Consider the following 12,532-nt stretch of genomic DNA (forward strand, 5'->3'; position numbering starts at 1 on the left):
ATCCCACGGGGCCGCAAAGGGGTTTTCCGGCTGCGTCGCCGGGTGCCGCCCGGTGGGGGCTGGTCGCGCAGTTCCCCGCGCCCCTGAGATGCGCACTTCGTGCGGCATCTCATCAGGGGCGCGCCCCAGGGGGGAGGCTGCGCGGAGCGCATGCCTCAGGGGCGCGGGGAACTGCGCGAGAAGCCCCACCGGGCCGCAGTCGCGACACCACCCGGGCCACCCCCGCATAAGGCGTTTTCCTCCAGCCCCGAGTAACTGGGACAATGGGCCCCGAGCGGAAGCGACCCCGCGCATCCCGATCACGGAGAGAAGGACGAACAGACCGTGGCCCAGAGCACCGGAGCGGAGCCCACCGAGAACGCGGACTGGGTTTCCCGTTACGCGGACGATGTCATCGCCGAGTCCGAGCGCCGCGCCCCGGGCAAACCGGTCGTCGTCGCCTCCGGCCTCTCCCCGTCGGGCCCGATCCACCTGGGCAACCTGCGCGAGGTCATGACCCCCCACCTGGTCGCCGACGAGATCCGCCGCCGCGGGTACACGGTCCGGCACCTGATCTCCTGGGACGACTACGACCGCTACCGCAAGGTCCCCAACGGCGTGCCCGGCACGGACACGTCCTGGGCCGAGCACATCGGCAAGCCGCTGACCTCGGTCCCGGCCCCGGCCGGATCGGCGTACCCGAACTGGGCGGAGCACTTCAAGGCCGCCATGGTCGAGGCGCTCGGCGAGATGGGCGTCGAGTTCGACGGCATCAGCCAGACCGCGCAGTACACCTCGGGCACGTACCGCGAGCAGATCCTGCACGCGATGAAGCATCGCGGCGACATCGACGCGATCCTCGACCAGTACCGCACCAAGAAGGACCCGGCCAACCCGTCCAAGGGCCCGAAGCAGCAGCAGAAGAACCAGAAGCCGGTCGATGAGGCCGAGCTGGAGGCCGCCGAGGGCTCCGGCGCGGCCGACGAGGACGACGGCAGCAGCGGCGCCGGCGGCTACTACCCGTACAAGCCGTTCTGCGGCGAGTGCGGCAAGGACCTCACCACCGTCACGTCGTACGACGACGACACGACGGAGCTGTCCTACACCTGCACCCTCGACGGGTTCACGGAGACGGTCCTCCTCTCGGAGTTCAACCGCGGCAAGCTGGTCTGGAAGGTCGACTGGCCGATGCGCTGGGCCTTCGAGGGCGTGATCTTCGAGCCGAGCGGCGTCGACCACTCGTCGCCGGGCTCGTCGTTCCAGGTCGGCGGCCAGATCGTCGACCAGGTCTTCGGCGGCAAGCAGCCGATCGGCCCGATGTACGCGTTCGTCGGCATCTCCGGCATGGCCAAGATGTCGTCGTCGAAGGGCGGCGTCCCCACCCCCGGTGACGCGCTCCAGATCATGGAGCCGCAGATCCTGCGCTGGCTCTACGCCCGCCGCCGCCCCAACCAGTCGTTCAAGATCGCCTTCGACCAGGAGATCCAGCGGCTCTACGACGAGTGGGACAAGCTCTCCGCGAAGGTGGCGGAGGGTGCGGCGCTGCCCGCCGACGCCGCCGCGTACAGCAGGGCCGTCGGGATCGCGGGGCGCGAACTGCCGCGCACGCCGCGTCCGTTGCCGTACCGCACGCTGGCGTCCGTCGCCGACGTCACGGCCGGGGACGCGGAGCAGACGCTGCGCATCCTCTCCGAGCTGGACCCGGAGCACCCGGTCACCGAGCTCGCGACGGTGCGCCCGCGGCTGGACAAGGCCGAGACCTGGATCACCAAGTACGTGCCCGCCGAGTCCCGCACCATCGTGCGCACGGAGCCGGACACGGCGGCGCTGGCCGCGCTCGACGAGGCGTCCCGCGCCTCGATCCGGCTGCTGCTCGACGGGCTCGACTCGCACTGGTCGCTCGACGGACTGACCCACCTCGTCTACGGCGTTCCGAAGGTCCAGGCCGGCTTCCCCGCCGACGCCACGCCCAAGGAACTCCCCGCCGAGATCAAGGGCGCCCAGCGCACCTTCTTCGCCCTGCTCTACGACCTCCTGGTCGGGCGGGACACCGGGCCGCGGCTGCCCACGCTGCTGCTGGCCGTGGGAGCGGAGCGGGTCCGCAAGCTCCTCAGCGCGTAGCGCCTTCCGGCGGTACCGGGGTCGGGGTGCGTGGGGTGCGCGGTCGGGCGCGACTCTCGTCGTGGCTGATCGCGCAGTTCCCCGCCGGGCCGCAGCCGTGGTCGAAGGGGGCTACGCGATGTGGTCGTCCACGAATTCCTCGTTCAGGCGCTTGCTGAACATCTCGTGGTAGCGGGCCAGATCACGCGCGGACAGCCCGCTGCCATAAGTCGCCTCCACGTTCGCCTGGAACGCCCCCGGCGTCGGCATGCCCTCACCGTCTATCGAGTACCGGAACACCTGGTACAGGTCCTCGTCCGACGGCGCGGACGCCTGCGCCGCCCCGTCACCGAGCGGCCGCGTCCCACCGGCCCCGTTCGGCACCGGGAACGCCGGCTCGGGCTCGACCGGCGCCTCCGGCTGGGGCTGCGGCTCAGCGGCGCGCGGGTGCGGGACCAGGAACCGCTGCTGCACCTGCTCGTCCGGTCCAACCACGGGCGCGGGCGCCTCGAACGCCGGGTCGTAGCCGCCCTGGTACTCCACCGCCCGCTGCTGCGCGAACCACTGGCTCGTCGCCGCGTCCGCCACGGGCTCCGCCGCAGGGGACTCCTGCACCTGCTGCGGCTCCGGCTGAGGCTGAGGTTGGGGCTGTTGCTCCTGCTGGGGCTGCGGCTGCGGCTGGGGCTGCTGTGGAGCCGGTCGCTCCAGTTCGGCGATCTGCGGCACCTGCGGCACCTGCTGCGTCTGCGGCATCGGCGGCAGCAGCTGCGGCTCGATGCCGGCCGCCGCCAGCCCCGCGGGAGCGGTCTCCGCCAGCGGCACCCCGTACCGGGCCAGCCGCAGCGGCATCAGCGACTCCACCGGAGCCTTGCGCCGCCACGCCCGCCCGTACCGGGAACGCAGCCGCGCCTGGTACACCAGCCGCTCCTGCTCCAGCTTGATCACGGCCTCGTACGAGCGCAGCTCCCACAGCTTCATCCGCCGCCACAGCAGAAACGTGGGCAGCGGCGACAGCAGCCAGCGCGTGATCCGCACGCCCTCCATGTGCTTGTCGGCGGTGATGTCCGCGATCCGGCCGATGGCGTGCCGGGCCGCCTCCACCGACACCACGAACAGGATCGGGATGACGGCGTGCATACCGGTGCCCAGCGGATCCGGCCAGGCCGCCGCGCCGTTGAACGCGATCGTCGCCGCCGTCAGCAGCCACGCCGTCTGGCGCAGGAGCGGGAACGGAATGCGGATCCAGGTCAGGAGCAGGTCCAGCGCGAGCAGCACACAGATGCCCGCGTCGATGCCGATCGGGAAGACGTAGGAGAAGTTCCCGAAGCCCTTCTCGATCGCCAGCTCGCGCACGGCCGCGTAGGAACCGGCGAAACCGATGCCCGCGATGACCACCGCGCCCGCGATGACCACGCCCGCGAGTATCCGGTGCGTCCGTGTCAGCTTCAGTGGCCCGGCCACTTCGGTTCCCCTCCCAGTTCGGCATGTTGCGCCCACAGACTGGCACATGCGTGCGGTGCGCTGTGGGCCGGTACGCCGGGAGCCCGGCTCCCAAAAGGGGCCGGGCTCCTCAAATAGCAGGCAAATGCCGGACGGTCGCGGCTACTTGTCCTTGTCGGAAGCCGACTTGGACGCCGACGCGGAGGCCGACTTGGACGGCGACTTGGACTCCTTCGAGTCCTTCGAGTCCTTGGAGTCGGACTTCGAGTCCTTCGAGGCGGACGGGGAAGCCGACTTGGACGCGGAGGCGGACGGAGAGGCGCCCTTGCCCGACGCCGTGTCCTCGACCGAGGCCACCGCCTCCCTCGTCGCCTTCTCGGCGTCCTTCGACAGCTCGTCCGCGTCCGGCGCCTTCTCGCCCGCGAAGCCCGAACCGTTGTAGCTCACCGTGACGACCACGTTGTCGATCCGCGAGACGACCGTCTGCTGCTTGTACGTGACGTCCTTCTTCTTCTCCTTCTGCGTGCTGTCGAAGCGCACCAGCGTCGCCTCGTCGCCCGTCCCGGAGACCTCGGACGTCTTCAGCTTCTTCGCGCCCACGCTCGCCTGCGCGTCCTTGACCTGCTTCGCGTAGTACGTGGACGCCAGGTCCTTGCCGCTGCCCCGGTTCACATCCGAGTCGAAGCGGACCAGCGACACGTTCAGCCAGCGGAACTGGGAGCCCTTCACACCGTTGTTGTCCAGGCTCGACCAGGAACAGCTGGCCCGCGTCGACTCGTCGTCCGAGGCTCCGGACTTGCTGTCGCCCTTCGGCACCAGGTCCTTGAGCGTCTTCTTCGAGAACGCGTCGCACGCCTTCGGCAGCGACTTGTACGTCGCGGCCTGAACCTTCTTCGCCGCCTCCCCCGCGGTGGACGCGGACGCCTTCGACCCGGCGGACGCCTTGTCCTTGGCGCTCGCGTCGTCGGAACCCGAGCCGGACGAGCAGCCGGCGACGACGAGAACCACCGGCACGGCGGCGGCGCAGGCGAGTATGCGGGAGAGTCGCTTGGTCGGACGGTGCATGGTTCCTTCACTGGGACGCTGACAGGGACACGGACCGGACACGCGACCACCGGTCAACCTTCAACCGACCTTCACGAACCCGGGTCCGATGGGCCACCGTACGCGCTGTCCGACCCGCACGCCTCGGCTTCCCCGGACCCGCCCCGGCCGCCCGAGCGGCCCTACTCGCCGAACTTTCCGACCAGCTTCTGCGCCAGTTCCTGCGCCGTGTCCTGCATTTCCTTGCTGTCCGGCACATCGCCGGAGGCCGCCGGCTGCGCCTCGTACGCGATCGTCACCACGACGTTCGACGTGCGGAACACCACAGTCACGGTCCGGGTCGGCGACGCCGTCGACCCGGCCTGTACGTCGTTCAGGAACGCCTGGTCGCCGAGGCCGTCGAGCAGGCGCGGCCGAAGGTCGGCGGGCGACGCGGAGTCGGACGTGGATCCGGAATCCGGCGACTCGGAAGAACCCGACGTTCCGGACGAGTCGGACGTATCTCCGGACTGCACCGACTGCGCGGACTTGCCCGACTTGGGCGCCTCGGACGACTTCGAACGGGACGGGGACGGCGAAGATCCCGCGTCGCCGGGCTCCGCCGTGTCCGTCACGGTGCCCGGGTCCGACAGATCTGCCTTCTCGGCCTCCTCGGCGAAGACCTGCTCCGCCGACGAGTCGTCGCTGACCCCGGCGTCGTACGACACCACCCGCTCGAAATCGAGCGTCAGCCGGTGCGAACCGCCCACGGCCGTGTCGTCCTTCCAGCGGCAGCCGACCCGGCGCCCGGTGTCGAACGTGGTCGTCGCCACGCCCTCGTACGCCTTGTCCCGCTGGTCCTCGTCCGTGATCTTCGCGATCCCCGGCAGCATCGCGTCCAGCATGCTCTGCTCGGGCTGGCCGCAGGGCTCCGGCAGGGTGCGGTACTTGCCGGGCTTCGCGACCGACGCCGACGGGCTGACATCGCCCGGTTTGGAGTCGTCGGCGCCGCCGCCGTCGGTGCTGCTTCCGCTGCATCCGGCGAGCAGCACCGTCAGAAGGACGGCGACACCCGGCACGTACGCGTACGACTTCCGCTGCACCCTGGGGCTCCTTACTGGGCTGATGCCGGGTTATTCGATTGCCGCAGCAGGGCGGCCGATGGTGCCATGTCTATCGCACGCACCGCCGTGAACGCCGGTCCGGCATCCTTTTTGTTGACCTTGGCTCCGGTATTTGCGTTTCCATACTTCTGTCTACTTAGGCCCAACTGTCGGGCACAACGGGGGATTTCATGTCTTACGTGGAGATACCTGGAGCGAAGGTTCCCATCCGCATGTGGGCCGACCCGGCCACGGTCGAGGACGCCGCGATGCAGCAGCTCCGCAACGTGGCGACCCTGCCCTGGATCAAGGGCCTCGCCGTCATGCCCGACGTGCACTACGGCAAGGGCGCGACGGTCGGCTCGGTCATCGCGATGCAGGGCGCGGTCTGCCCGGCGGCGGTCGGGGTGGACATCGGCTGCGGCATGAGCGCGGTCAAGACCTCCCTGACGGCCAACGACCTCCCCGGCGACCTGTCCCGCCTGCGCTCGAAGATCGAGCAGGCGATCCCGGTGGGCCGCGGCATGCACGACGACCCGGTCGACCCGGGGCGGATGCACGGGTTCGCGACGGCGGGGTGGGGCGACTTCTGGGGGCGGTTCGAGGGGGTCGCCGAGGCGGTGAAGTTCCGTCACGGGCGCGCCATGAAGCAGATGGGGACACTTGGCGGGGGGAATCACCTCGAAGAGGTCTGCCTCGACGAGTCGGGTTCGGTCTGGCTGATGCTGCACTCCGGTTCGCGCAACATCGGTAAGGAACTCGCCGAGCATCACATAGGAGTCGCCCAGAAGCTCCCGCACAACCAGGGGCTCGTCGATCGTGATCTGGCGGTCTTCGTCTCGGACACCCCGCAGATGGCGGCGTACCGCAACGACCTCTACTGGGCGCAGGAGTACGCCAAGTACAACCGCGCGATCATGATGGCGCTCCTCAAGGACGTGATCCGCAAGGAGTTCAAGAAGGCCAAGCCGACCTTCGAGCCGGAGATCTCGTGCCACCACAACTATGTCGCGGAGGAGCGGTACGAGGGGATGGACCTGCTCGTGACCCGCAAGGGTGCGATCCGGGCCGGGGCCGGTGACTACGGGATCATTCCCGGTTCGATGGGGACCAGCTCGTACATCGTGAAGGGTCTCGGGAACGCCAAGGCGTTCAATTCGGCCTCGCACGGCGCGGGACGCCGCATGAGCCGCAACGCGGCGAAGCGGCACTTCACGGTGCGGGATCTGGAGGAGCAGACGCGCGGTGTGGAGTGCCGCAAGGACTCCGGAGTGCTGGACGAGATCCCCGGGGCGTACAAGAACATCGACCAGGTGATCAACCAGCAGCGCGACCTGGTCGAAGTCGTCGCGAAGATCAAGCAGGTTGTCTGCGTGAAGGGTTGAACTGCCGAAGGCGCCTGAGCCGATATCGGCTCAGGCGTCCGGTCCTGTCAGTCCGGCATCGGTGTCTGCCCGCTGCGCAGGCGCCACTGGCGCAGGTTGCAGCTCTGGTAGGAACGTCCGAGTTCCTCGGCGGCGGCCGCGATGCTGTCGTGACTCAAGAGGATCCGGTCCTCCCATTCCTTCCAGCGGCGGCGGTTCGGGGAGACCTTCATGTCGGCCGGGCGGACCCAGTCGCGCAGGGCATCTGCGGCAGCCTGCTTCCGGGCCAGGGACAGGCAGCCCGGGTAGTAGAGGTGTGTGGCCAGGGCCTGGGAGGCTTCCTTCTGGTAGACGACGTTGTAGATGGCGTCTCGCTTGTTGCGACCCGGGTGTTTGGTGCTACCTGTGAGCTTCCGGGCGTAGAAGCACAGGTAGGCGGAGATCGCTGTACTGGCTGTCGTGAGGGAGATGAACGGCAGCCCTTGCTTGGTGTAGCCGACGGATCCATCAGCGTCGATCACGCCGCGCAGATAGTCGGGCCGTGAAAACGGCACCCGTGGGGGCGTGATCTTCTTCGACTTGCGTCCGTACGGCAGTCCGAGTTCGTTGATCTTCGTGCGTGCCTCCAGGGAGCACAGGGTCCAGGTCGCCGAATGGTGGGTCTCGGCGAAGTTCGTCGCCCGGACTCGCTCCGTGATGCTGCTGTAGTAAGGGGTCAGTTCCTGGAAGCGACGCAGGATGTCGATGTCCCGGACATTGATCTCGGCGGTCAGTCGCCCCTTCTGCCCGGTTCCCTGTGCCAGATGACCGTCCATCTGCAGAAACCCGAACATGTACGAGTACTCCGGCACCTCCAGATCCATGAACTCCGGGGTGACGTCGAACGCCAACTGGTGAGCGCTAGGCTCGCGTTCAGCCATGGGAAGTGTTGCCTTCCTCTTGGTCAGGCCCTCGGCCGGGACTGCAATCCCGCCGGGGGCCGCGCTGTTTTCGGTTGTTGTTCGTGAACCTAGACAGCGCGTTCCCTTCTCGTCCGGGTGATTGATCTGGTTCACCCTTGTGAGTGGCCGGGCGCTCCTCGCGGGTCAGGGAACCAGCACCAGCCGCCCCCGCACCCCGCCCTCCGCGAGCCGGGTGTGGGCCTTTGTGGCGTCCGCCAGGGGGAAGGTCTCGGCGACCCGGGTGGTCAGGATGCCCTCGTCGGTCAGGCGGGCGAGGGCCGCGAGTTGGGTGCCGTCCGCCTTCACCTCCACCGATGACGTGCGCACTCCCCGCTCCGGGGCGGGGTGCGCGCCGGGGATGACGCCGACGTACGCGCCGCCGTCCCGCACCCAGCCGAGCGCCTCGGCACCGATGAACGCCGTGTCGAGGACGCCGTCCGCGGGGGCGGGGGTCGTGCCCCGGGCCGTGAAGGCGGTCGCGCCGAAGGAGCGGGTCAGTTTCTCGTCGGTCTCGGCCGCGTACGCCGTGACCTCGATGCCCCGGTGCGCGGCGAGCTGGATCGCGTAGCCGCCGACCGCGCCGGCCGCGCCGGTGACCAGGAGCGACTGGCCGGGTTCCAGGGCGAGTTGGTCGAGGGCCTGGGCGGCGGTGAGGGTGTTGAGGGGGATGCTCGCCGCGTGGACCAGGTCCACGGACGCCGGGGCCGCGGCGGCCGCGGAGGCGTCGACGACGACGAATTCGGCGTGGGTGCCGAGTGGTTTGTCGAAGCCGTGCTGGACGGCGATGACCTTCTCGCCCGCCTTCCAGCCGGTCCCGCCGCCCACCGCGTCGACGGTTCCGGCGACGTCCCAGCCGAGGCCGAGCGGCTTCCCGGTGCCGAAGGCTCCGGCGCGCACGCCCGCGTCGACGGGGTTGAGGGTGGCGGCGGCGACCTTGATCCTGATCTGGCCCTCGCCCGGTTCGGGGCGCTCGACGTCCACGATCTCGACCGCTTCCGGACCGCCGAACGACGTGACGACTGCTGCTCGCATGACAACTCCCCTATGGATGGCGTCGGTTGGCGCCGTCTTGGCGCTTTCCTTTCCGCAGTGATGACTTTATGGAGTGCTACTCTCTATTGGTAAGTACGTACCTGGGAGTGCGTACGGCACCGGGAAGTGCGCGGGAGGTCGGGAAGCCATGGCGACGACGACGGCGGCGCAGCGCCGCGAGCAGGCGAGGTTCGCGTACGACGCGTTCCTGCGGGAGTGCCCGACCAATCAGCTGCTCGCGCGGCTGAGCGACAAGTGGGTGAGCCTGGTCGTGGCCGCGCTCGCGGGGCACGACGGGCCGATGCGGTACTCGGCTCTCGGCCGGAAGGTCGCGGGTGTCAGCCAGAAGATGCTCACGCAGACGTTGCGCGGTCTGGAGCGGGACGGGCTCGTGGCGCGGACGGTGACGCCGTCCGTGCCGGTGCGGGTCGACTACGAACTGACCGCGCTGGGCCGGAGCCTGGGCGGTCTGCTCGTCGCGGTGAAGGACTGGGCGGAGACGCACATGGACGAGGTGGCCGTGGCGCGGGAGGGCTACGACGCGAACGCCGGTGCCCCGGAGTAGTCAGAAGTAGTAGGTGTCTCCCGTGTCCAGTACGAGCACCTGGTGCCGGTTGTTGTCGGGGTTGTCGTCGACGGGGCCGCCCGTCCACACGGTGTCGAGGCGCACGGTCACCTCGGTGGGGCGCGCGGCCAGGCGGACGTCGACGGTGAGCGGGGCGCCGAGGGCCGCCGCGGGCAGCGCGCCCGTGCGGCAGTCGACGGTGCGCGGGCCGGTGCGCAGGCAGGCGGTGGGCAGGCCCGGCTGGGCGTCGGCGAGCGGGACGGACCAGGCGAGCCGGAGGGTGGTGTCGGGGACGTCGGCGGGGCCGTGGTTCTCGGGGGTGAGGGCGACGGTGACCCGGTCGCCGGTCAGGCGGACGCTGCCGTGGTGGGCGAGGTCGGCCTCGGCCGGGGCGGTGCCGCCCGGCGGCAGCAGGAGGACGAGGGCGGGGGCGAGAGCGAGGGCCGGGTGCACGGCTGACCTCCGGTTGCGTTGCGCGGGGACGGTGGGCCGATCTATCCCACGTGCGGGGCGCCGTGACACGTACGTGACACCCTGTGGCGCATGACCGTCGCTCGTTCCGTGTTCCTGTTCGTGCTGGCCGCGCTCTTCGAGATCGGGGGCGCCTGGCTGGTGTGGCAGGGGGTGCGCGAGCACCGCGGGTGGGCGTGGATCGGGGCGGGGGTGATCGCGCTCGGTCTGTACGGGTTCGTGGCGACGCTTCAGCCGGACGGGGAGTTCGGGCGGATCCTGGCCGCGTACGGCGGGGTGTTCGTGGCCGGGTCGATCGCCTGGGGAGTCGTCGCGGACGGGTACCGGCCGACCCGTTGGGACGTGGCCGGCGCGCTGATCTGCCTGGTGGGCATGGCGGTGATCATGTACGCGCCGCGGGGCGACTGAGGTCGCGTCGTACGCTGGGCGGACCGTCCGCCGAGCCCCGAGGAGCACGTCATGGCCCCCGCCCCCGCATCCCGTATCGCCGTCGTCACGGGCGCGAGCAGCGGCATCGGTGCCGCGACGGCCCGGCAGCTGGCGGCGGCCGGTTACCGGGTGGTGCTCACGGCCCGCCGCAAGGACCGCATCGAGGCGCTGGCGGAGGAGATCAACGGTGCCGGGCACCAGGCCGCCGCGTACGCCTTGGACATCACCGACCGGGCGGCCGTCGACGAGTTCGCGACCGCCTTCAAGTCGGTCGGCGTGCTGGTGAACAACGCGGGCGGTGCGCTGGGCGCCGATCCGGTGGCCTCGGCCGATCCCGAGCAGTGGCGCCGGATGTACGAGACGAACGTCATCGGCACGCTGAACGTCACGCAGGCCCTGCTGCCCGCGCTGACCGCGTCCGGCGACGGCACGGTGGTCGTGCTGTCCTCGACCGCGGGGCACGGCACGTACGAGGGGGGCGGCGGTTATGTGGCCGCCAAGCATGCCGAGCACGTGCTCGCCGAGACGCTGCGTCTGGAGATCGTGGGCACTCCGGTGCGGGTGATCGAGGTGGCGCCGGGGATGGTGAAGACGGACGAGTTCGCGCTGACGCGGTTCGGGGGCGACGCGGAGAAGGCGGCGAAGGTGTATGCGGGGGTGGCCGAGCCGCTGACCGCTGACGACGTCGCCGACACGATCAGCTGGGCGGTCACCCGCCCGCCGCACGTGAACATCGACCTCCTGGTGGTCCGCCCCCGCGCCCAGGCCTCGAACAGCAAGGTCCACCGGGAGCTCTGAGGCACCGTATTTCCCTGCGGGCGGGTGGGGGCTGGTCGCGCAGTTCCCCGCGCCCCTGAGCAGTCCTTCGTCCGCGGCCCGGTGGCCGCTTCTCGCGCAGTTCCCCGCGCCCCTGAGATGCGCACTTCGTGCGGCATCTCATCAGGAGGCGCGCCACCTGCCCATGGGAAGGCGCGCGCAGCGCGGCCTTCAGGGGCGCGGGGAACTGCGCGAGCAACCACGACGAGAGCTGCACCCGACAACAAGGGCGAGCGGAGCTCGCTTTTAGGGGCGCGGGGAACTGCGCGAGCAACCACGACGAGAGCTGCACCCGACAACAAGGGCGAGCGGAGCTCGCTTTCAGGGGCGCGGGGAACTGCGCGACCAGCCGCGACGCCAGCCGCGCTGAATCCCGCTACCCCGTCGGGTACGACGTCGGCGGCATGCCCACCGTCGAGGTGAAGTCCCGGACGAGATGGGCCTGGTCGGCGTAGCCGAGGTCGGCGGCGAGGGCTGCCCAGTCCACGGCGTCCCGGTGGGCGGCGGCCTCCACCGCCTCGTGGATTCGGTACCGCAGCACGCACCACTTGGGGCTGACGCCCACGTACGCCGCGAACAGCCGCTGGAGCGAGCGCACCGACATGCCCCCATCGGCGGCCAGACCGGCGACCCGCCGCACGCCGCGCTCGGCGCGGATCCGGGCGACCAGGCCGCGCGCCAGCTCGGCCTGCGGATCAGGCGCGGCGGGGACGAGCGGGAGCAGGTAGGCGTCAAGGGCGGCGGCCCGGTCGTGATCGGCGGCGGGGGTGAGCACGGCGGCCGGGTCGGTCGCCGGGAACACGTCCGCGTACGGCAGCACCCGGCCGGTCCACGCCGAGACCGGCCGGTCCGGCGCGAAGGGGCGGAACATGCCCGGCCGGAACTTCACCCCGCACACCCGCCCGCGCCCGCCGATCTTGCGGGTGTAGAGGCCGGGCGCCCAGACGCCGGTCAGCTCCCCGTACGGCGGGCCGTCCGCCTCCTCCCACTGGAACGTCAGGTTCACCGCGGGGTGCGGGACGACGTGCGAGGCGTAGGGGGCGGGCAGGTCCCAGTCGATGAACCAGTAGTTCTCCACGTACGGGCGCAAGGGCGGAGCGGGCTCGTGCCGGCGGAACCGGACGGCCGTCAGCAGCGTGTCCGGGTCGACGATCCCGCGGGTGTCGCGCTCCATGTCCGGAGCGTACGGCGGGGCACTGACAGCAGGGGGAATAGCGGTGGGGCGGGCATCGTTCCAGGGGTATAGTTGAAGCATCAACAACCTGGAAG

General features: G+C 70.3%; 12 protein-coding genes. 5 read left to right on the plus strand and 7 right to left on the minus strand.

The window, feature by feature from the left end:
* Nucleotides 1-324 precede the first annotated feature (324 nt).
* Nucleotides 325-2,100, plus strand: a complete 1,776-nt coding sequence (gene lysS / locus ACFVDP_RS09975) for a lysine--tRNA ligase (protein ID WP_383486214.1) — start codon at nt 325-327, stop codon at nt 2,098-2,100.
* A 111-nt stretch (nt 2,101-2,211) separates the two neighbouring features.
* On the opposite strand, the gene ACFVDP_RS09980 is transcribed toward lysS, so the two are convergent.
* The 3 genes from ACFVDP_RS09980 to ACFVDP_RS09990 all read right to left on the minus strand — a co-directional run bounded on the left by ACFVDP_RS09980 (nt 2,212) and on the right by ACFVDP_RS09990 (nt 5,645).
* Complete coding sequence (locus ACFVDP_RS09980; protein WP_383486217.1) at nt 2,212-3,540, minus strand: DUF2637 domain-containing protein; 1,329 nt, start codon at nt 3,538-3,540, stop codon at nt 2,212-2,214.
* A 141-nt stretch (nt 3,541-3,681) separates the two neighbouring features.
* Nucleotides 3,682-4,584 (minus strand): DUF3558 family protein, encoded by a 903-nt coding sequence (locus tag ACFVDP_RS09985; protein ID WP_383486220.1) that lies wholly within the window; start codon nt 4,582-4,584, stop codon nt 3,682-3,684.
* Nucleotides 4,585-4,745: 161 nt separating this feature from the next.
* Nucleotides 4,746-5,645 carry a DUF3558 domain-containing protein gene (locus tag ACFVDP_RS09990; protein WP_383486223.1) on the minus strand — a complete coding sequence of 300 codons (900 nt, stop codon included), beginning with the start codon at nt 5,643-5,645 and terminating at the stop codon, nt 4,746-4,748.
* Between the two features lie 191 nt (nt 5,646-5,836).
* Between ACFVDP_RS09990 and ACFVDP_RS09995 the strand changes: the two genes are divergently transcribed.
* Nucleotides 5,837-7,030 carry an RtcB family protein gene (locus ACFVDP_RS09995; RefSeq protein WP_383486226.1) on the plus strand — a complete coding sequence of 398 codons (1,194 nt, stop codon included), beginning with the start codon at nt 5,837-5,839 and terminating at the stop codon, nt 7,028-7,030.
* 47 nt (nt 7,031-7,077) lie between these two features.
* Here ACFVDP_RS09995 and ACFVDP_RS10000 read toward each other — a convergent pair whose 3' ends face one another.
* On the minus strand, nt 7,078-7,929 hold the full coding sequence (locus ACFVDP_RS10000) for a hypothetical protein (protein ID WP_383486228.1): 852 nt from the start codon (nt 7,927-7,929) through the stop codon (nt 7,078-7,080).
* A gap of 165 nt (nt 7,930-8,094) precedes the next feature.
* On the minus strand, nt 8,095-8,982 hold the full coding sequence (locus ACFVDP_RS10005; protein ID WP_383486231.1) for an NADP-dependent oxidoreductase: 888 nt from the start codon (nt 8,980-8,982) through the stop codon (nt 8,095-8,097).
* A 148-nt stretch (nt 8,983-9,130) separates the two neighbouring features.
* On the opposite strand from ACFVDP_RS10005, the gene ACFVDP_RS10010 reads away from it, so the two are divergent.
* Nucleotides 9,131-9,547, plus strand: a complete 417-nt coding sequence (locus ACFVDP_RS10010) for a winged helix-turn-helix transcriptional regulator (RefSeq protein WP_383486234.1) — start codon at nt 9,131-9,133, stop codon at nt 9,545-9,547.
* Here the strand turns inward: ACFVDP_RS10010 and ACFVDP_RS10015 are convergent, their stop codons facing one another.
* Nucleotides 9,548-10,000 carry a hypothetical protein gene (locus ACFVDP_RS10015; RefSeq protein WP_383486237.1) on the minus strand — a complete coding sequence of 151 codons (453 nt, stop codon included), beginning with the start codon at nt 9,998-10,000 and terminating at the stop codon, nt 9,548-9,550.
* Nucleotides 10,001-10,090: 90 nt separating this feature from the next.
* Between ACFVDP_RS10015 and ACFVDP_RS10020 the strand changes: the two genes are divergently transcribed.
* Nucleotides 10,091-10,426 (plus strand): YnfA family protein, encoded by a 336-nt coding sequence (locus ACFVDP_RS10020; RefSeq protein WP_353944042.1) that lies wholly within the window; start codon nt 10,091-10,093, stop codon nt 10,424-10,426.
* Between the two features lie 51 nt (nt 10,427-10,477).
* Nucleotides 10,478-11,245: an SDR family NAD(P)-dependent oxidoreductase gene (locus ACFVDP_RS10025; protein ID WP_383486240.1), complete on the plus strand. Its 768-nt coding sequence runs from the start codon at nt 10,478-10,480 to the stop codon at nt 11,243-11,245.
* A 394-nt stretch (nt 11,246-11,639) separates the two neighbouring features.
* On the opposite strand, the gene ACFVDP_RS10030 is transcribed toward ACFVDP_RS10025, so the two are convergent.
* The gene (locus tag ACFVDP_RS10030; RefSeq protein WP_383486243.1) at nt 11,640-12,437 is read right to left on the minus strand and encodes a DUF6597 domain-containing transcriptional factor; all 798 of its coding nucleotides are present in this window, start codon (nt 12,435-12,437) and stop codon (nt 11,640-11,642) included.
* Nucleotides 12,438-12,532 lie beyond the last annotated feature (95 nt).

The sequence above is a fragment of the Streptomyces sp. NPDC057694 genome (assembly GCF_042799415.1).
Taxonomy (GTDB): domain Bacteria; phylum Actinomycetota; class Actinomycetes; order Streptomycetales; family Streptomycetaceae; genus Streptomyces.

Bases quoted from the DNA above. Each gene is read 5' to 3' on its own strand.
- ACFVDP_RS09985 (WP_383486220.1), bottom strand. From the start codon at position 4,584: ATGCACCGTCCGACCAAGCGACTCTCCCGCATACTCGCCTGCGCCGCC.
- ACFVDP_RS09995 (WP_383486226.1), top strand. From the start codon at position 5,837: ATGTCTTACGTGGAGATACCTGGAGCGAAGGTTCCCATCCGCATGTGG.
- ACFVDP_RS10000 (WP_383486228.1), bottom strand. From the start codon at position 7,929: ATGGCTGAACGCGAGCCTAGCGCTCACCAGTTGGCGTTCGACGTCACC.
- ACFVDP_RS10005 (WP_383486231.1), bottom strand. From the start codon at position 8,982: ATGCGAGCAGCAGTCGTCACGTCGTTCGGCGGTCCGGAAGCGGTCGAG.
- ACFVDP_RS10010 (WP_383486234.1), top strand. From the start codon at position 9,131: ATGGCGACGACGACGGCGGCGCAGCGCCGCGAGCAGGCGAGGTTCGCG.
- ACFVDP_RS10020 (WP_353944042.1), top strand. From the start codon at position 10,091: ATGACCGTCGCTCGTTCCGTGTTCCTGTTCGTGCTGGCCGCGCTCTTC.
- ACFVDP_RS10025 (WP_383486240.1), top strand. From the start codon at position 10,478: ATGGCCCCCGCCCCCGCATCCCGTATCGCCGTCGTCACGGGCGCGAGC.
- ACFVDP_RS10030 (WP_383486243.1), bottom strand. From the start codon at position 12,437: ATGGAGCGCGACACCCGCGGGATCGTCGACCCGGACACGCTGCTGACG.